This is a genomic window from Mesorhizobium sp. C399B (assembly GCF_030323185.1).
In the GTDB taxonomy this organism is placed as follows: domain Bacteria; phylum Pseudomonadota; class Alphaproteobacteria; order Rhizobiales; family Rhizobiaceae; genus Mesorhizobium.
This window is the reverse complement of sequence record NZ_CP100472.1, coordinates 6,366,569-6,382,854: the sequence shown is the minus strand read 5'-3', so window position 1 is coordinate 6,382,854 and position 16,286 is coordinate 6,366,569. Positions and strand designations below refer to the sequence as shown.

The 16,286-nt window shown below is 63.0% G+C and carries 21 protein-coding genes; 12 read left to right on the top strand and 9 right to left on the bottom strand.

Annotation, left to right across the window (positions count from 1 at the left end; genetic code table 11):
- Nucleotides 1–43: 43 nt before the first annotated feature.
- Genes purS through NLY36_RS30575 form a run of 4 tightly spaced genes read left to right on the top strand, consistent with a single transcriptional unit; the run spans nucleotide 44 to nucleotide 2,105 of the window.
- Nucleotides 44–286 (top strand): phosphoribosylformylglycinamidine synthase subunit PurS, encoded by a 243-nt coding sequence (gene purS / locus NLY36_RS30590; RefSeq protein WP_023669092.1) that lies wholly within the window; start codon nucleotides 44–46, stop codon nucleotides 284–286.
- 1 nt (nucleotide 287) lies between these two features.
- A complete protein-coding gene (gene purQ / locus NLY36_RS30585) occupies nucleotides 288–956 on the top strand; it encodes a phosphoribosylformylglycinamidine synthase subunit PurQ (protein WP_023684888.1) in 669 nt (222 codons plus the stop codon).
- 41 nt (nucleotides 957–997) lie between these two features.
- Nucleotides 998–1,408, top strand: coding sequence for a hypothetical protein (locus NLY36_RS30580; RefSeq protein ID WP_023669094.1), 411 nt, complete (start codon nucleotides 998–1,000; stop codon nucleotides 1,406–1,408).
- Between the two features lie 4 nt (nucleotides 1,409–1,412).
- Nucleotides 1,413–2,105: a Pr6Pr family membrane protein gene (locus tag NLY36_RS30575; RefSeq protein WP_023736519.1), complete on the top strand. Its 693-nt coding sequence runs from the start codon at nucleotides 1,413–1,415 to the stop codon at nucleotides 2,103–2,105.
- Here NLY36_RS30575 and NLY36_RS30570 read toward each other — a convergent pair.
- Nucleotides 2,072–2,317, bottom strand: coding sequence for a DUF1127 domain-containing protein (locus NLY36_RS30570; protein ID WP_023736518.1), 246 nt, complete (start codon nucleotides 2,315–2,317; stop codon nucleotides 2,072–2,074). The two genes, NLY36_RS30575 and NLY36_RS30570, sit on opposite strands and share 34 nt — an antisense overlap.
- 93 nt (nucleotides 2,318–2,410) lie before the next feature.
- Here NLY36_RS30570 and NLY36_RS30565 point away from each other — a divergent pair, with 93 nt between their 5' ends.
- The gene (locus NLY36_RS30565) at nucleotides 2,411–3,820 is read left to right on the top strand and encodes an aminotransferase-like domain-containing protein (RefSeq protein WP_023736517.1); all 1,410 of its coding nucleotides are present in this window, start codon (nucleotides 2,411–2,413) and stop codon (nucleotides 3,818–3,820) included.
- A 42-nt stretch (nucleotides 3,821–3,862) separates the two neighbouring features.
- On the opposite strand, the gene NLY36_RS30560 is transcribed toward NLY36_RS30565, so the two are convergent.
- Complete coding sequence (locus NLY36_RS30560; protein WP_023669098.1) at nucleotides 3,863–4,027, bottom strand: hypothetical protein; 165 nt, start codon at nucleotides 4,025–4,027, stop codon at nucleotides 3,863–3,865.
- A 189-nt stretch (nucleotides 4,028–4,216) separates the two neighbouring features.
- Here NLY36_RS30560 and purL point away from each other — a divergent pair, with 189 nt between their 5' ends.
- The 3 genes from purL to NLY36_RS30545 all read left to right on the top strand — a co-directional run bounded on the left by purL (nucleotide 4,217) and on the right by NLY36_RS30545 (nucleotide 7,302).
- The gene (gene purL, locus NLY36_RS30555; RefSeq protein ID WP_023711494.1) at nucleotides 4,217–6,448 is read left to right on the top strand and encodes a phosphoribosylformylglycinamidine synthase subunit PurL; all 2,232 of its coding nucleotides are present in this window, start codon (nucleotides 4,217–4,219) and stop codon (nucleotides 6,446–6,448) included.
- Nucleotides 6,445–6,969, top strand: a complete 525-nt coding sequence (locus NLY36_RS30550) for a hypothetical protein (RefSeq protein WP_023711495.1) — start codon at nucleotides 6,445–6,447, stop codon at nucleotides 6,967–6,969. Before purL ends, NLY36_RS30550 begins: the two co-directional genes overlap by 4 nt.
- A gap of 99 nt (nucleotides 6,970–7,068) precedes the next feature.
- Nucleotides 7,069–7,302, top strand: a complete 234-nt coding sequence (locus tag NLY36_RS30545; protein WP_010909092.1) for a BolA/IbaG family iron-sulfur metabolism protein — start codon at nucleotides 7,069–7,071, stop codon at nucleotides 7,300–7,302.
- Between the two features lie 12 nt (nucleotides 7,303–7,314).
- Here the strand turns inward: NLY36_RS30545 and NLY36_RS30540 are convergent, their stop codons facing one another.
- Nucleotides 7,315–8,124 (bottom strand): phosphodiester glycosidase family protein, encoded by an 810-nt coding sequence (locus NLY36_RS30540; RefSeq protein ID WP_023711496.1) that lies wholly within the window; start codon nucleotides 8,122–8,124, stop codon nucleotides 7,315–7,317.
- A 160-nt stretch (nucleotides 8,125–8,284) separates the two neighbouring features.
- Between NLY36_RS30540 and grxD the strand changes: the two genes are divergently transcribed.
- Nucleotides 8,285–8,620: a Grx4 family monothiol glutaredoxin gene (gene grxD / locus NLY36_RS30535; protein ID WP_023669102.1), complete on the top strand. Its 336-nt coding sequence runs from the start codon at nucleotides 8,285–8,287 to the stop codon at nucleotides 8,618–8,620.
- A 117-nt stretch (nucleotides 8,621–8,737) separates the two neighbouring features.
- Nucleotides 8,738–10,006, top strand: coding sequence for a multidrug effflux MFS transporter (locus NLY36_RS30530; protein ID WP_023711497.1), 1,269 nt, complete (start codon nucleotides 8,738–8,740; stop codon nucleotides 10,004–10,006).
- A gap of 63 nt (nucleotides 10,007–10,069) precedes the next feature.
- Here the strand turns inward: NLY36_RS30530 and NLY36_RS30525 are convergent, their stop codons facing one another.
- From NLY36_RS30525 to rpsD, 4 genes are all read right to left on the bottom strand, one after another.
- Nucleotides 10,070–10,480 carry a UCP034077 family protein gene (locus NLY36_RS30525; RefSeq protein WP_023711498.1) on the bottom strand — a complete coding sequence of 137 codons (411 nt, stop codon included), beginning with the start codon at nucleotides 10,478–10,480 and terminating at the stop codon, nucleotides 10,070–10,072.
- Nucleotides 10,481–10,564: 84 nt separating this feature from the next.
- Complete coding sequence (locus NLY36_RS30520; RefSeq protein ID WP_023711499.1) at nucleotides 10,565–11,392, bottom strand: inositol monophosphatase family protein; 828 nt, start codon at nucleotides 11,390–11,392, stop codon at nucleotides 10,565–10,567.
- Entirely contained in the window at nucleotides 11,382–12,269 is an 888-nt protein-coding gene (ttcA, locus tag NLY36_RS30515; protein ID WP_023736516.1) for a tRNA 2-thiocytidine(32) synthetase TtcA, read from the bottom strand. Before ttcA ends, NLY36_RS30520 begins: the two co-directional genes overlap by 11 nt.
- Before the next feature lie 107 nt (nucleotides 12,270–12,376).
- A complete protein-coding gene (gene rpsD, locus NLY36_RS30510) occupies nucleotides 12,377–12,994 on the bottom strand; it encodes a 30S ribosomal protein S4 (protein WP_023669107.1) in 618 nt (205 codons plus the stop codon).
- 386 nt (nucleotides 12,995–13,380) lie between these two features.
- Here rpsD and NLY36_RS30505 point away from each other — a divergent pair, with 386 nt between their 5' ends.
- Entirely contained in the window at nucleotides 13,381–13,581 is a 201-nt protein-coding gene (locus NLY36_RS30505; protein ID WP_023690200.1) for a hypothetical protein, read from the top strand.
- Between the two features lie 83 nt (nucleotides 13,582–13,664).
- Here NLY36_RS30505 and NLY36_RS30500 read toward each other — a convergent pair whose 3' ends face one another.
- A complete protein-coding gene (locus NLY36_RS30500) occupies nucleotides 13,665–13,853 on the bottom strand; it encodes a DUF3008 family protein (RefSeq protein ID WP_023684876.1) in 189 nt (62 codons plus the stop codon).
- A gap of 161 nt (nucleotides 13,854–14,014) precedes the next feature.
- Here NLY36_RS30500 and NLY36_RS30495 point away from each other — a divergent pair, with 161 nt between their 5' ends.
- Nucleotides 14,015–15,397: an RNB domain-containing ribonuclease gene (locus NLY36_RS30495; protein WP_023736515.1), complete on the top strand. Its 1,383-nt coding sequence runs from the start codon at nucleotides 14,015–14,017 to the stop codon at nucleotides 15,395–15,397.
- 83 nt (nucleotides 15,398–15,480) lie between these two features.
- Here NLY36_RS30495 and murI read toward each other — a convergent pair whose 3' ends face one another.
- Nucleotides 15,481–16,269, bottom strand: a complete 789-nt coding sequence (gene murI / locus NLY36_RS30490; protein WP_023684874.1) for a glutamate racemase — start codon at nucleotides 16,267–16,269, stop codon at nucleotides 15,481–15,483.
- Nucleotides 16,270–16,286 lie beyond the last annotated feature (17 nt).

Sequence of the window (16,286 nt, the reverse complement as noted above, 5' to 3'; positions counted from 1 at the left end):
TTTTCCTGGAATTGCTAAGTCTTCGAACAGGAACCTGTCCAGCATGATCAAGGCCCGCATCACCGTCACCCTCAAGAACGGCGTGCTCGACCCGCAGGGAAAAGCCATAGAGCACGCTCTGTCCGGACTGGGGTTCGGCGGCGTCGGCCAGGTGCGGCAGGGCAAGGTCTTCGACCTCGAGCTCTCGGAGACCGACAAGGCCAAGGCCGAAGCCGATCTGAAAGCCATGTGCGACAAGCTGCTGGCGAATACGGTGATCGAGAATTACGCGGTGGAGATCGCTTGATATGAAATCAGCTGTCGTTCTTCTCCCCGGCCTCAACCGCGACCGCGACATGATTGCGGCGCTGACCAAGATTTCCGGGCAGGCGCCGGCGACCGTCTGGCAGACCGACACTGAAATCCCCGATGTCGACCTGATCGCCATTCCCGGCGGCTTCTCCTTCGGCGATTATCTGCGCTGCGGCGCCATTGCCGCGCGGATGCCGGTGATGCGGGCAGTCGCTGAAAAGGCCGCCAAGGGCGTCATGGTCATTGGCGTCTGCAACGGGTTCCAGATTCTGGTCGAGGCCGGCCTGCTGCCCGGCGCGCTGATGCGCAATGCTTCGCTGAAATTCGTTTGCCGTGAGGTGAAGCTGCAGATCGCCAACGCCAACACCATGTTCACCCGCCGCTATCAGCCGGGCCAAATCATCCGCACGCCGGTTGCGCATCATGACGGCAATTATTTCGCCGATGCCGACACGCTTGCGCGCCTCGAGGGCGAAGGACAGGTTGTGTTCCGCTATGCCGAAGGCACCAATCCCAATGGCTCGATCAACGACATTGCCGGCATCATCAGCGAGAAGGGCAATGTGCTCGGCCTGATGCCGCATCCGGAAAACCTGATCGAGGCCGCGCATGGCGGAAGCGACGGCCGGGCGCTGTTCGAAGGCGCACTCGGCATCGCCGCCTGATATCTCTTCGAATTCCTTTCAAAACGCGGGGGCGGTTGACCATGAGACTGACGATTGTTCGCCTAGGTCCCCTGGCTGCTGCCGGCTTGGCGTTGGCGTCCTGCCAGTCCAGCCCGAAGAGCGCGCCGGTCCCCACGGGCAAGAGCGCTTCGCTGCTGGCCATGGAACAGGTAGCGATATCGGCCCACAAATGCTGGATCGCCAGCAAGGATCCCGCCTTCAAATCCTATCAGATGGCCAATGAGCTGAATTCGTTCAGCGGCACGCCCCGCTTCCTGCTGGTGCCGGCCAAGCATTATGGCGGCAAGCCGCTGCTGGTCGTCCAGGCGCAAGGCAATTCCAGCCGCGTCGACGTGTTCGGTCCGCTGATGGACGATCCGCTCGGCGCGCGCATCGGATCCGACATTGCGCGCTGGCAAACGGGCAACCCCTCCTGCAACGCGGCCGCCTGACGCCATGGGCCGCTTCCTGCAGTTTGCGGGATTGATCATCGGTCTGGCCGGGCTTGTCCTGCAAGCGTGCATCACCATCCCGGCATCGATGGAAGCCGGCCGCAGTTTTCTCGGCTCCATCGTCTTTCTGTTCAGCTTCTTCACCATCCTGACCAACATCGGTGCAGTGCTGGTCCATGTCTCGCTGCTGTCGCCTTCGGGCTACGCCTGGCTGCCGGCCTTTGCCGGGCCGCGGATGCGGGCGGGCGTGGCGGCTTCCATCGCCCTGGTCTTCATCGTCTACGCGACGGTTCTGGCGCAGCTCTGGCAGCCGCAGGGGCTGTTCCTGCTCTGTGACGTGCTGCTGCACTATGTGACGCCGGTGCTGTTCGTGCTGTGGTGGCTTGTTGCAGGCGCTGACGGCAGGACACGCTGGAGCGACATTTCGTGGTGGATGGCCTATCCGATCGCCTATCTCGCCTATGCGCTGGCGCGCGCGCCGATCGCAGGCGAAGTGCCCTATCCGTTCCTCGACGCCGCCAAGAACGGCGTGGCCAGCGTCGCGCTTGCGGCGCTGGCCGTCACCGGGGTTTTCCTGGTGCTTTGCATCCTCGCCGTGCTTGCCGACAAGGGCGTCTCACGCCTCAGGCTCCGCGCACCCGTCGTTGACGAACCGGCTCCGGGTCAGTCCCAGAGCCGTCGGATCCCTTCACGGTAGGCGTCGCCACGCGAAACACCGATATCCCTGAGTTGCTCGTCGGTCATTTCGAGCAAAGCCAGGCGGCCGCGACGGCGCTCGATCAGCACGTCGATCCATCGCGCCAGCGATCTGACCACATCCACGATCCGGCCGACAAAGCCTCGCCGGCTGGACGGGCTCGGCCCGACCAATTCAATGCCCGCGCAGCGGATTGTCTCGATTGTATCCATTGTCTTTCTGCCAACCTTGCAAATTGTACCCATCTTGGTACGGTTCTGATATGCATTGACACCCGATCTGGTGCAATATACAGAATTGTCACCATGACAAATTGGCTCCCTGACCTTACCATCGGTTCCGGCCCGCTTTACCAGCGCCTTGCCGACAGCATCGAGTCGGACATCGACAAGGGCGTCATCGATGCCGGGGCAAAATTGCCGCCGCAGCGCGATCTCGCCTATGATATCGGCACGACGGTCGGCACGATCGGCCGAGCCTATCAGCTGCTGCGCGAGCGCGGCCTGGTGAGCGGCGAAGTCGGTCGCGGGACCTATGTGCTGGCGCAGCAATCGGAAGCGTCACCCGAATTCGCCGAGCCTGCCGTGCAAGGCACGCGCTATGTCGATGCGCCGCCCGGCAAGCTGCGTTTCGACAGCACTGCCGCGCCCGACATCGGCCAGGGCGCCATTGTCGCTGACATGCTCTCGCGCACGGTGCAGGATCACCCGCACGAGATTTCGAGCTACACCAGGGATTTTCCGGAGCGCTGGTTCGAGGCCGGCGCCCGCTGGCTGTCGCGCAATTCGTTCCGTCCGGCGGCCGACACCATCGTTCCCACGCTTGGCACACATGCCGCGGTGATGGCGGCGATTGCGGCACTGACCACACCGGGCGACTATGTCGCCTTCGAGCACCTCACCTATTCGCAGATCGCCCGCAGCGCCGGGCTGATCGGGCGGCGCATAGCACTGGTGGCATCGGACGAAGAAGGCCTCGATCCCGAGGATTTCGAACGCGTCTGCGCGCAAAAGCACCCGAAGATGATCTTCCTGATGCCGACGGTGCAGAACCCGACGCTGGCGATCCTGTCGGTTTCGCGCCGCGAGGCGATCGCTCGTGTCGCGCGCGCGTACAATGTCATCGTCATCGAGGACGATCTCTATGGCGGCCTGACCGAAGATCCGACGCCGCTCATCGCCGAATATGCACCCGAGCGCACCATTGTCGCCGGCGGTCTGTCGAAATCGGTCGCGGCAGGTGTTCGCGGCGGCTGGCTCTCCTGCCCGCCCGCCTATCGCCATCGCATCCGCGTCGCCCACAAGATGATGACCGGCGGGATGCCGTTCCTGCTGGCGGAGGTGAATGCGCGGCTGGTGCTGTCTGGGCAGGCTGGCGATATCCGCAAACGCAGCATTGCCGAAATTGCCGCCCGCATCGCCATCGTGCGCGAGACACTGGCGGGTTTCGCCTTCAAGTCACACGGCAGCGTGCCCTTCGTCTGGCTGACGCTGCCCGATCCCTGGCTGTCCGGCACTTTCAGGAGCGCATGCCTCGAAAATGGCGTGCTCCTCGACGACGAGGACGAGTTCAAGGCGGGGCGTTCCGAGCAGGTTTTTCACGGCGTGCGTTTCGGCGTCTCGCAGCCAAGGCGGCGCGAGGACATCACCGGCGGCGTCGCGGTGATCCGGCGGCTGCTGGAGGAAGGCCGCGCCGGCTACGACAGTTCGTCCTGAATCGTTGGCGCTAAACCGTGCCCCTGCGTACCGATCTCAGGTTCAGCCCTCTGCCTTGAAGTTTTTGGCTTCCTTCGCGCCCTTGTCCTTGCCGTGCTTCTCGGCCAGGTCCTTGGCCTGCTTGGGCGAAACGTCGGTGGTCTCGGCAATATGCATGGCCTCCTTGTCGGAGAGGCGATTGTCTTTCTTGCCTTGCTTGGTGGCCATGTCGAAATCTCCTGATTGGTTTGAGGCCTAACGGCCGGGATGCCATACCGTTCCCCAGCGGCTCCCCGCTACCATCGTCGCCCTGTGGTTTTCCGGCGTTTTTCGTCATCCAATGGGGTGTATCACGCCAAAGCTTGCGATATGAGGGGGACTCAAATTCCCCTCTCCCATGGACATCAATCGCCGCCCATGACCATTTCCAATTCCGTGCCGATCACCCCGGAACTCATCGCCGCGCATGGGCTGAAGCCCGACGAATACCAGCGCATCCTCGACCTGGTCGGGCGCGAACCGAGCTTTACCGAACTCGGCATCTTCTCGGCGATGTGGAATGAGCACTGCTCCTACAAATCCTCGAAGAAATGGCTGCGCACGCTGCCGACCACCGGGCCTCAGGTCATCCAGGGTCCGGGCGAGAATGCCGGCGTGGTCGATATCGGCGATGGCGACTGCGTCGTCTTCAAGATGGAGAGCCACAACCATCCCTCCTACATTGAGCCCTACCAGGGTGCGGCGACCGGCGTCGGCGGCATATTGCGCGATGTCTTCACCATGGGCGCGCGGCCGATTGCGGCGATGAATGCGCTGCGCTTTGGCGCACCCGACCATCCCAAGACCAGGCACCTGGTCAGCGGCGTGGTTTCCGGCGTCGGCGGCTACGGCAATGCGTTCGGCGTGCCGACGGTCGGCGGCGAGGTCAATTTCGACGCCCGCTACAACGGCAATATCCTGGTCAACGCCTTTGCCGCCGGCCTCGCCAAGACCGATGCGATCTTCCTGTCGGAAGCCAAGGGCGTCGGCCTGCCGGTCGTCTATCTCGGCGCCAAGACCGGCCGCGACGGCGTCGGCGGCGCCACCATGGCCTCGGCGGAGTTCGACGACAAGATCGACGAGAAGCGCCCGACCGTGCAGGTCGGCGATCCCTTCACCGAAAAATGCCTACTCGAAGCCTGCCTTGAGCTGATGGCGTCCGGCGCCGTCATCGCCATCCAGGACATGGGTGCGGCCGGCCTCACCTGTTCGGCGGTCGAGATGGGCGCCAAGGGCGACCTCGGCATCGAGCTTCACCTCGACCATGTGCCGGTGCGCGAAGAGCGCATGAGCGCCTATGAGATGATGCTGTCGGAAAGCCAGGAGCGCATGCTGATGGTGCTGCGCCCGGAGAAGGAAAAGGAAGCCGAGGCGATCTTCCACAAATGGGGCCTCGACTTCGCCATAGTCGGCAAGACCACCGACGATCTGCGCTTCCGCGTCATTCACCAGGGCGACGAGGTCGCCAACCTGCCGATCAAGGACCTTGGCGACAAGGCGCCGGAATATGACCGCCCCTGGGTCGAGCCGAAGAAGCCTGCGGCGCTCGCAGCCGGCGATGCGCCGAAGGCCGATGTCGCCGATGCGCTGTTGAAACTGCTCGGCGGGCCGGACCTGTCGTCGCGGCGCTGGGTGTGGGAGCAGTACGACACGCTGATCCAGGGCAATTCGCTGCAGCTTCCGGGCGGCGACGCCGGCGTGGTGCGCGTCGAAGGCCATCCGACCAAGGCGCTCGCCTTCTCCTCCGACGTGACGCCGCGCTATTGCGAGGCCGACCCGTATGAAGGCGGCAAGCAGGCGGTGGCCGAATGCTGGCGCAACCTCACCGCCACCGGCGCGCTGCCGCTGGCGGCCACCGACAACCTCAATTTCGGCAATCCGGAACGGCCTGAGATCATGGGCCAGCTGGTCGGCGCGGTGAAAGGCATTGGCGATGCCTGCCGCGCGCTCGGCTTCCCGATCGTGTCGGGCAATGTCTCGCTCTACAATGAAACCAACGGCCAGGGCATCCTGCCGACGCCGACCATCGGCGGCGTCGGGCTGATTGCCGACTGGTCGAAGATGACCCGTATCGGCTTTGCCGCCGAGGGCCAGATGATCCTGCTGGTCGGCGCACCCGCAAGCTGGGGCAGCCATCTCGGCCAGTCCGCCTATTTCAGGGACATCCATGGCCGTACCGACGGGCCGCCGCCATCCGTCGACCTCGCCCATGAAAAGCGCGTCGGCGACCATGTGCGCGCGCTGATCGCGTCGGGCGTCGTCACCGCGGCGCATGACCTTTCCGACGGCGGCCTTGCGGTGGCCCTGGCCGAGATGGCGATGGCGTCCGGCATCGGCGCCTCAATTCCGGGGCTCGCCGGCACCGACCCGATCCCGGTCTGGTTCGGCGAAGACCAGGGCCGGTACCTCCTGACCCTGTCCGTCGATCCGCAGAGCAAGGAATGGGACGCCATCCGCGAGGAACAGAGCAAGCTCGGCATCTTTGCGCCATGGATCGGCTCGACCGGTGGAAACGAACTGAAGCTCGGCGATGCCAGGGCGATCCCGGTCAGCGAATTGACCGCCGCCCACGAAGGCTGGTTCCCGAACTTCATGGACAAGTCCATTTGACCAGCCTGGCAGCCCGGACGCTGATCGCAGTCGTCTTCTGGCCGTCGCTGTTCTTCTTCTGGTTCCTCGGGCCGTTCGTCTTTTTCCTGCTGTCGACGATCTCGAGCGAGGTCTGTCCGCTGCTGGAAAGGCGTGACCAGTTCCTTGAGGCGGCCAATGGCACACTGCCGATGCTGGCCTTGCAAAGCCTGATCTATGCGATCCCCATCGTCTGCCTGGTGCTGTGGAGCCGCCTTTTGCCGAACCCGGCGCGCGCAAGGCATGTCGCCATCTGCATCAAGCTATTTGCCATTGCGGTCATTACCGGCGCGCTGTGGGAATACGGGTCATCGCTGATCTGCGACGGCTATGGCCAACCATTCTTTTCGCCCTTGTGGCAGATGACCAGCTATCTCCCGATTATCACCCTGGCGCTCAACATCCCGCTCTATGTCCTGGTGTTCAGCCTTGGCCGGGGGTTCTCGACCCGCGACGACATTACCGAAGATGGTGTGGTTCACCCGCGGCAGTATGGCCCTTAGACACTGCGTCGCCGACAGAACGGCTTCAACCCGGACCAGAAAGGCTTTAGGCTGCCGTCCGAGTCACTCGTGCCTAGCCGCCCAGAACAGGATTTTGCCATGGCAATGGATGCCCACGACATCGAAAAACTGATCAAGGACGGCATTCCGGACGCCAAGGTGACGATCCGCGACCTCGCCGGCGACGGCGATCACTATGCAGCCGAAGTGGTGGCCGAAAGCTTCCGCGGAAAGAGCCGCGTCCAGCAGCACCAGATGGTCTATGATGCGCTGAAGGGCAATATGGGCGGCGTGCTGCACGCGCTGGCGTTGCAGACCAGTGTGCCGGACTGACGCCAGGCTGGCCTAGCGCGTCGGCGGCTGGCTTGCCAACACGGCAATGATCGGCCCTGCCGGATATCTTCCGCCGACAATCATCCTGTCGCCATCCGACAGCGCGGAGACCGCGCCGTCGAGGAACAGCGCGTTGCGGCATTGTAGCGCGTCGCGAAACAGCCGCGCAAAGCTGCCGAAACTTACCTCAGACCGCGAGATCGCCAGCAAAACGGTGTTTTCATCGCGCACGCCGACGCCGTTGCGGACGTAGCGCGAGGTTCCGTTCGGCTCGAAGCGTGGATGAATCTGGCCATCGATCACCAGCATCGGGCCCGACTGCGTGGCGAAGGCGACATCGGGTTTGGCGGCGGCATAGGCGTTGCTTTCCATGACAGCCGCCTTGCCGTCCTTGCCGACCAGAAAGACGCCGTTCGGCTTCAGGAAGAAATTGCCTTCGCCGTCGGCAAGATTGAGCCGTGACTTTTCGCTGCCGTCCTCGACCAGCAGGCCGACCGGCGACAAATCCTCGTGATACATGCCGCCATTCATGGCGAGCAGCACCGGCCTCCCCTCGCCCGCAACCGCCTTGTCGAAGGCTTCGAGCGAACCAAAAGGCTTGCCATCGGCGCCGGCGTGGAAAACACCGATGATGTCGGCGCGAAGATCGGTCTCGCAGACGACATAGGTCACCGCCTCGAAGGCGACATTCCGGCAAGGCGCGGGCAGGTCACCGCCAATGACCAGCGGCGGCGGCTCCGGGCGTCTCGGCCACCAGACAACGGCAATCGCCGCCAGCAGGATGGCGATCGGAAGGGCGGCGCCATATCGTCTTTTCATCATGTTCCGAAGGTTGCAATCGGCTCGGATGCTTGGCCCAAGACAGGCGATCCTTTGCGCCATTTCCGCGACGGCGGCGCAAACATCTTGTTTCGGCCCATCTATGGGTTTATTTGATGGCTATGCTTCGAGCCTGACTCCCACAGGCGTGAAAGGATATCTCATGAGCGGCATCAACGACTACATCGACAGCGAAGTGAAGGGCAACGACGTCGTCCTTTTCATGAAGGGCACGCCCGGTTTTCCGCAGTGCGGCTTTTCCGGCCAGGTCGTCCAGATCCTCGATTACATCGGCGCCGACTACAAGGGCGTCGACGTGCTGACCTCGGCTGAACTGCGCCAGGGCATCAAGGAATATTCGAACTGGCCGACGATCCCGCAGCTTTACGTCAAGGGCGAATTCGTCGGCGGCTGCGACATCATCCGCGAAATGTTTCAGGCGGGCGAGTTGCAGACGTTGCTCGTCGACAAGGGCGTCAGCGTCAAAGCGACAGCCTGATTCTGAGTTGAGACGGGGCAGCCTCGCCCCGGCAAAATGTTACCTCCCCCTATCGAGTGAGGACGAACTTATGCGCCGGCATGCCGGCGCATATTCGTTTTGAAGATCGGACCCGCCGTGGACCAGCCAGCAAAAGCGCCGCAACAGGCACGCAAATTGCCTATTCCGCGCTGGGAATTCATCGCGCTGTGCGCGGCACTGATGGCGTTGAACTCGCTGGCCATCGACATCATGCTGCCGGCGCTGCAGCAGATCGGCGCCACGCTCGGCGTCGAAAATGAAAACCACCGCCAATATGTGATCACCGCCTATATGCTCGGCTTCGGCGGCGGACAGCTTTTCTTCGGGCCGATTTCGGACCGGTTCGGGCGCCGCGCGCCATTGGTCGCCGGGCTGGCGATCTATGTCGTGGCGGCTGCGGCCGCGGCCATCGCCCCGTCCTTCGCCATCCTGTTGCTGTGCCGGCTTGTGCAAGGCATCGGTGCTGCCGCCACACGCGTCATCGCCGTCTCGATCGTGCGCGATACGTTCGACGGCCGGCGCATGGCCGAGGTGATGTCGCTGATCTTCATGGTGTTCATGGCCATCCCGGTGATCGCGCCCGGGATCGGCCAGGTCATCATGCTGTTCGCAACCTGGCACTGGATCTTCGTCACCATGGCGGTCGGGGCGCTGATCGTGTCGGCGTGGTCGCTGCTGCGCCTGCCGGAGACTCTGCATCCCGAACATCGCCGGCCGTTGACTGTCTCTTCGGTGATCGACGGCTTCCGCATCGTGCTCACAAACCGCCTCACGCTCTGCTATGCTTTCGCCAGCACCTTCATCTTCGCCGCCATGTTCGGCTTCATCATCTCCGCGCAGCAGATCTATATCGACATCTTCCACGTCGGCGAGCTATTCCCGGTCATCTTCGCCGGCGTTGCGGGCGTGCTGGCCTTCTCGAACTACCTCAACTCGCGGCTGGTCGGACGGGTCGGCATGCGCCGGCTGTCGCAAGGCGCGCTGCTTCTGTTCCTGTGCATCAGCCTTGCCTGGCTGGTCGTCTCGCTCGAAATGAACATGCCGCTCTGGCTGTTCATCACCTTCTTTGCCTCCGCGATGCTGCCTTTCGGCGGGCTCGGCGCGAATTTCAACGCGCTCGCGATGGAGCCGCTCGGCCAACTGGCGGGCACCGCGTCGTCCATCCTGGGCTTCATGCAGACTTTTCTCGGCGGCATCCTCGGCACGCTGATCGGCCAGGCCTTCAACGGCACGGTGACGCCGCTTGCCGCCGGCTTCTGCAGCGTCTCGGTCGCGGCCCTGCTGATGATCCTGATCGCCGAGCGCGGCAAGATGTTCCAGCCGCACAACCCACCCATTTCAGGGCACGTCACCGACCTGCATTGAGCAACTGTTCTGCGCTACGAGTTTTATTTGTCTCAGACCGCAGCCACCTTCAAGCGACGCGTTTCAGGATGCGCCGCCAATCACTGCCGTGAAACGAGGGAACAGCGGGCGCCCTGCGATGGCGCCACCCATGCTGTCCGACAGCGGCATCGGCAGAGCCTTGTCGAGCGCTTCGAGCACGGATGACACAAAGACCCGGTTGAGCGAGGCATCATCTCCCATATGGGAGAAAGTGGCGCGCGGTTTGCCCATCAGCGTGCCGTTTTTGCGAATTGAGAAACTCAGCGTCAGGGTCATGCCAGCACTTCCAGGCGGCGGCTGCCAACAGGCAAAGATCGCGGAAAACATCTCGTCTATGGTATCGACGGGATCGAGACTGCCGCACGCGCGTTCCTGCGATCTTGCCTCAGTGGCGCCAGCGGCGGCCAAGGCAAGTGCAAGCGCCGTTGCAACAATTGCGGACCGATGTTTCATTTCGCAGCTTCCGACTTCGCGAGAGATTGGACACTATAACAGAGCCAATATACTTGACGAAAGCCTCTACCAGCAGCGGGCCGATTATTGCGCCCAGAGTTCCCTGCGCAACTCCTGCCAGCTTTCCTTGTCCGGGGCGACAAGAATGCCGCCGTCGATATGCGAGGGCAGATAGGCGCTGCCGTCGATCCGCGCGGTGTAGCCGCCGGCCTCGGCGTGGATCAGCACACCGACCAGATGGTCCCACGGCATCAGTTTGTTGTAGACGACGAAATGGGCATGGCCGCTGGCCAGAAGACGGTATTCATGTGCCGCGCAGCGATAGCCGAACTGCGACAGGGTCTTGGTCTGGTTGCGCGCCAGGAGCGAGCGTTGCGGTTCCGCCAGATATTGCCAGGAGACGGAGCCGGTCATCTGTGAGATCGGCACGGCATCGGCGACGTGCACCGTCTCCAGCGCGCCATGCGCATGGCGGATATGGCTGCCGGCGCCCTTGGCGCCGATCAGCCAGTCCCGGCCTACGGGGTCATGGATGATACCGGCGACGGTTTCGCCCTTGATGACGACGCTCAGCATGACGCCGAACAGCGGCACGCCGGAGGCGAAGTTGAAGGTGCCGTCGACCGGGTCGACGACGAAGGCGAGGTCGGCATCACCGAGCCCCTGAAGCAGCGCCGGATTGTCGGAACAGGCTTCCTCGCCGACGATCATCGCCGTGGGATAGCGCTCGCGCAGCCTGGCCGTGATCAGCCGCTCGGCGTTGATGTCGGCCTCGGTCACCAGGTCGGCAGCCGAGGTCTTCTGTCTGATGTCGCCCTCGCCCAGCCGGCGAAAGCGTGGCATGATTTCGGCCTTGGCTGCATCGGCGAGAAGCTCGGCCAGCCAGTCGATCGCTTGGTCGTCAAATATCATCGGAAATGTCTTGTCCTGTGCTGAGGCTGCCATTGAGGGCGGCAAAGTCGAACAGCTTTCTGTCGAGCAGATGCGACGGCCTGGTGTTGGACAGCGCGCGCAGCATCGTATCCTTGCGGCCCGGCATGCGCTTTTCCATATCGTCCAGCATCGCCTTCATGGCGTTGCGCTGCAGGCCTTCCTGGCTGCCGCAGAGATCGCAGGGAATGATCGGGAATTTCATCGCGGCGGCGAATTTCTCCAGATCGACCTCGGCGCAGTAGCTCAGCGGCCGCAGCACCATGACGTCGCCGTCGTCATTGAGCAGCTTTGGCGGCATGGCGGCAAGGCGGCCGCCATGGAACAGATTCATGAAGAAGGTTTCGAGAATGTCCTCGCGGTGGTGGCCGAGGACCAGCGCCGAACAGCCCTCCTCGCGCGCGATGCGATAGAGATGGCCGCGCCGCAGCCGCGAGCACAGCGAACAGTAGGTGCTGCCCTGAGGCAGCTTGTCGGTGACCACCGAATAGGTGTCCTGATACTCGATGCGATGGGGAATGCGATGCGCATCGAGGTAATCGGGCAAAATGTGCTTCGGGAAATTCGGCTGGCCCTGGTCGAGATTGCAGGCCAGCAGCTCGACCGGCAAAAGCCCGCGCCATTTGAGATCGAGCAGCACGGCGAGCAGGCCGTAGGAATCCTTGCCGCCGGACAAGGCCACCAGCCAGCGGTCGTCGGGCCTCGCCATGGCGAAATCCTCGACCACCTGACGGGTCAACCGCAACAGCCGCTTGCGCAGTTTGTTGAACTCGACCGATGACGGCACGTCGGCAAACAGCGGATGGAAGCCGCCTTCAGCAATCGGTTCAACTGTTTCGATGTCTGCCAGCATGTTCATGGCTTGTCGCTTTCCATAGCCGAGAGTGCCGGATTAGCGGACATGGCCGACAAAGAAAAGGCCGCCTCGACGGGCGGCCCTTTCCGGTATCGCAGAAAAGCGATCGCTTAGCGCGAATAGAATTCGACGACCAGGTTCGGCTCCATCTGCACGGCGAACGGTACGTCGGCCAGGCCGGGGATGCGCGAGAAGGTCGCGACCATCTTGTTGTGATCGACTTCGATATAGTCCGGCACGTCGCGCTCGGCGAGGCCGACCGCTTCCAGCACGATGACCAACTGCTTCGACTTTTCGCGCACTTCGACGACGTCGCCCGGCTTGCAACGGTACGAGCCGATGTTGACGCGCTTGCCGTTGACGTTGACGTGGCCGTGGTTGACGAACTGGCGAGCCGCGAAAATGGTCGGCACGAACTTGGAGCGGTAGACGACCGCGTCGAGACGCGACTCGAGCAGGCCGATCAGGTTCTCGGAGGTGTCGCCCTTGCGGCGATCAGCCTCTTCATAGACTTTGCGGAACTGCTTTTCGGAGACATCACCATAGTGACCCTTCAGCTTCTGCTTGGCGCGCAGCTGCAGGCCGAAATCGGAAAGCTTGCCCTTGCGGCGCTGGCCGTGCTGGCCGGGGCCGTATTCACGCTTGTTGACCGGGGACTTCGGGCGGCCCCAGATGTTTTCGCCGAGACGGCGGTCGATCTTGTACTTCGCGGATTCGCGCTTGCTCATCGCATTCCCTTTCAAAACAAACCACCCGGAACCTCATGGTCCGGGTGAAGGAAACGCGCCCTCCTCTGGCCTCCGTTTTCGAGGCCTGACAGGGTTTTCCCACGCAACGCGGCGGAAAACCCACGGGACACGTCAGTCTAGACAAAACCCAGGAAACGATAAACCTGCTTTCCCGGGCTTGCCATGCAAAAGAAACAACCGGGCATTGCGGCCCGGTGTTGGTGCGCTCGATAAACGGAGATTTGAGCAGAGTCAAGCGCGTCGCTGGCGCTGGGCCCGGCAACCATATCACGTCTTTGGCGTTGAGTGCCGTGCCGGATGCGGCGGGAGGTTGTTGCGCCGACGGCATTTAGGAAGGGACTGGAGCCAAAGGAGCCCGAAGTCGCATGAAGAAGTTTTTCCTCTCGTTGGTCGGTGCAGCCGTCCTGGCCGGGACGATGTCGATCGCCGTGCCCGAGCCAGCGATGGCCAAGCATTGGCAGGGCCACAAGCATCGTCAGACCTGCCATGTCGTGGTGAAGAAGAAGGTCATCTGGCGGCATGGCCACAAGAAGGTCATCCGCTACAAGGTGAAGCGCTGCTGGTGACGTCAGGAGTTTCGGGCTTGGCCTGAATCGAAGAAGCCCGTGGTTTCGGCCACGGGCTTTGTTTATCAACTCGGTTCAAGGTTTCAGTCTGCCGATTTCTTCTCCGGCAGGCCTTTGCGCTTGGTCTCTGCGAATTCCTCGAGCTGTTTTTCGCTCATCGAATTGTACATCGACTTCGACGCGCCTTGAAGCTCGCTCTTCCTGGTCTCGCCGCGCTTGGCCGACAGGGCTGCGCCAGCGGCCTTTTGCTGTGCTTTTGAGGTTGCAGGCATATCGGCTCCTCCTTTGCTGCCAAGGGAAGAAACGTTGCGCTCCGGCTACGGTTCCAGCGCTGGCGGTCAACTTCCGTTCCGCGCTCATGCCAGCCCATGGTCGGCCGGCACTGCCGGCAAACCACCTTCCCGTGCCCGCAACGCCGGTGTAGGACGGCGCCATGAAATCGTTGAACGATCCCTCGCAGGCACTCGCTACCGGCCTCGCGAAAATCCGCACCGAGTTCCATGTGCCGGAGGGATTTCCCCCTGATGTAATGGCCATGGCACAGACGGCGGCCAGGCGCGTGCCCGACCAGCATGCCGACCGCACGGCGATGCCCTTCGTGACGCTCGACCCCGCGGCTTCCACCGATCTTGACCAAGCGTTTTCGATCGAAGCGAGCGGTAGCGACCTTCTGTTGCACTATGCCATTGCCGACGTAGCCTGGTTCGTCGCGGACGGCGACGCGGTGGATCGCGAAGCCTGGGCGCGGGGCGAAACCCTGTATTTGCCGGACGGCAAGGCCGGGCTCTATCCCCGGGTGCTTGCCGAGGGCGCCGCGAGCTTGCTGCCCAGCGGTCCGCGTCCGGCTGTCATCTTCACGGTCCGGATCGCCGACGACGGAGCGGTAAGGCTGGATGGCGCGGAGCGGGCAATCATTCAAGGCCGCGCCAAGCTCGCCTATGACAGCGTGCAGGCCGCCGACGTCCCAGTCGGCTTCGCCGAAATCGCGCGGCGCATGGCGGCGGCCGAAGAGCGTCGCGGCGCTTCGCGCGTCGACCCACCCGAGCAGGAGGTGGAACAGCTTGCCGATGGCACGTTCCAGCTTGCGTTCAGACCGCTGCTGCAATCCGAGCAAGACAACGCAGCACTTTCGCTGGCCGCTAACATGGCGATTGCCGACGCCATGCTGGCACACCGGACCGGCTTGTTCCGGGTGATGGCGCCGCCCGATGCTTCCAAAGTACAAAGACTGCGCAGCGCGGCACGGGCCTTAGGCCTGTCCTGGCCTCCTTTGACCAGCCTGCCCGACTATCAGCGAACCCTCGATCCGACCAACATGCAACAGGCAGCGCTGATGCTGGAAATCCGCCGCGCCGGCTCCGGCGCGTCCTACCAACCCTATGAAGAAGGCGTTGTCCCCTGGCACGAGGCGATGGCCGCGACCTATGCCCACGCCACCGCACCCCTGAGGCGGCTGGCCGATCGCTATGTCGTGCGCTGCGTGCTGGCCATCGTCAACGGCCAGCCGGTGCCGCAAGCCGTTACCGAGGCGTTTTCCAGACTGCCAAAGGTGATGGGCCGCGCAGGCGCCCGCGCCTCGCAGATCAACCACGCGGCCATCGACCTTGCCGAGGCGGTGATGCTGAGGGGGCGCATGGGTGAAACATTCAAGGCCGTCGTCACCGACGTCGGTGATCAGCGTGTGCGCGTTCAGCTCTCGGACATGCCTGTCGTTGCGAATGTGAAGGCCTCAGGGTTCAGGCAGGGCGATGGCCTGACGCTAAGGCTTGTTTCGGCCGATCCGGATCGACGCGTCATTGTCTTCGAACCTGTCTAAAGCGCGTCGGCGACGCGCCTTAGTTTTTTGTTTTTATGGATGTCGTTGTCCCAAAACCGCTGCGCACTTTTGGGCGACATGCATTAGCGCGCGCTCAATCCAAAACCCTGCATCAGCCGGCTGATGGCGAAATCCGCCTTTCCGGAGGTAAAGACGGCGATGTCGGGCTCGCTTTGCGGCAGTGGCCCGTCGACAGCCGGAAGCAGCGACAGAGCGCGCCGCGCAATCGCCTCGGCCGGGTCGATCCAGTCGACCGGCCAGGGCGCGGTCTTGCGCATGCGATTAGCCAGGAACGGATAGTGCGTGCAGGCGAGCACGACGATGTCCGTGCGCAAATCGTCATGCTGCACGAAACACGGTGCGATCTCGGCACGCACGGCCTCCTCGTCGACAAAGCCCTCGCGCATGTAGGCCTCGGCCAGTCCGGCGAGATTGTTGCTGCCGACCAGCCGGACATGGCATTTCTGCGCCCATTTGCCGATCAGGTCGCGCGTGTACTGGCGCTTCACCGTGCCCGGCGTCGCCAGCACCGAGACCAGCCCGGACCGGGTGCGCTCGGCAGCCGGCTTGATTGCCGGCACCGTGCCGACAAAGGGATGGCCAGGGAATTTTTCCCGCAACGCATCGATCACCAGCGTCGAAGCGGTATTGCAGGCGACGACCGAAATTTCCGGATCAAAACGGTCGAGCAGCTTGGCGAAGAGCTCGACTATATGGGCCTGCAGCGCCGGCTCTTCCCAGGCGCCGTAGGGAAAGGCCTTGTCATCGGCGACGTAGACGAAGCGCCGGTCGGGCATCAGCACGCGCGCTTCGCGCAGCACGGTCAATCCGCCAACGCCGGAATCGAACATCAGTATCGGACGGTGGCTCATTGATATCGGACCATGAA

Bases quoted from the DNA above. Each gene is read 5' to 3' on its own strand.
- purS (WP_023669092.1), top strand. From the start codon at position 44: ATGATCAAGGCCCGCATCACCGTCACCCTCAAGAACGGCGTGCTCGAC.
- purQ (WP_023684888.1), top strand. From the start codon at position 288: ATGAAATCAGCTGTCGTTCTTCTCCCCGGCCTCAACCGCGACCGCGAC.
- NLY36_RS30580 (WP_023669094.1), top strand. From the start codon at position 998: ATGAGACTGACGATTGTTCGCCTAGGTCCCCTGGCTGCTGCCGGCTTG.
- NLY36_RS30575 (WP_023736519.1), top strand. From the start codon at position 1,413: ATGGGCCGCTTCCTGCAGTTTGCGGGATTGATCATCGGTCTGGCCGGG.
- NLY36_RS30570 (WP_023736518.1), bottom strand. From the start codon at position 2,317: ATGGATACAATCGAGACAATCCGCTGCGCGGGCATTGAATTGGTCGGG.
- NLY36_RS30565 (WP_023736517.1), top strand. From the start codon at position 2,411: ATGACAAATTGGCTCCCTGACCTTACCATCGGTTCCGGCCCGCTTTAC.
- NLY36_RS30560 (WP_023669098.1), bottom strand. From the start codon at position 4,027: ATGGCCACCAAGCAAGGCAAGAAAGACAATCGCCTCTCCGACAAGGAG.
- purL (WP_023711494.1), top strand. From the start codon at position 4,217: ATGACCATTTCCAATTCCGTGCCGATCACCCCGGAACTCATCGCCGCG.
- NLY36_RS30545 (WP_010909092.1), top strand. From the start codon at position 7,069: ATGGCAATGGATGCCCACGACATCGAAAAACTGATCAAGGACGGCATT.
- NLY36_RS30540 (WP_023711496.1), bottom strand. From the start codon at position 8,124: ATGATGAAAAGACGATATGGCGCCGCCCTTCCGATCGCCATCCTGCTG.
- grxD (WP_023669102.1), top strand. From the start codon at position 8,285: ATGAGCGGCATCAACGACTACATCGACAGCGAAGTGAAGGGCAACGAC.
- NLY36_RS30525 (WP_023711498.1), bottom strand. From the start codon at position 10,480: ATGAAACATCGGTCCGCAATTGTTGCAACGGCGCTTGCACTTGCCTTG.
- NLY36_RS30520 (WP_023711499.1), bottom strand. From the start codon at position 11,392: ATGATATTTGACGACCAAGCGATCGACTGGCTGGCCGAGCTTCTCGCC.
- ttcA (WP_023736516.1), bottom strand. From the start codon at position 12,269: ATGAACATGCTGGCAGACATCGAAACAGTTGAACCGATTGCTGAAGGC.
- rpsD (WP_023669107.1), bottom strand. From the start codon at position 12,994: ATGAGCAAGCGCGAATCCGCGAAGTACAAGATCGACCGCCGTCTCGGC.
- NLY36_RS30505 (WP_023690200.1), top strand. From the start codon at position 13,381: ATGAAGAAGTTTTTCCTCTCGTTGGTCGGTGCAGCCGTCCTGGCCGGG.
- NLY36_RS30500 (WP_023684876.1), bottom strand. From the start codon at position 13,853: ATGCCTGCAACCTCAAAAGCACAGCAAAAGGCCGCTGGCGCAGCCCTG.
- NLY36_RS30495 (WP_023736515.1), top strand. From the start codon at position 14,015: ATGAAATCGTTGAACGATCCCTCGCAGGCACTCGCTACCGGCCTCGCG.
- murI (WP_023684874.1), bottom strand. From the start codon at position 16,269: ATGAGCCACCGTCCGATACTGATGTTCGATTCCGGCGTTGGCGGATTG.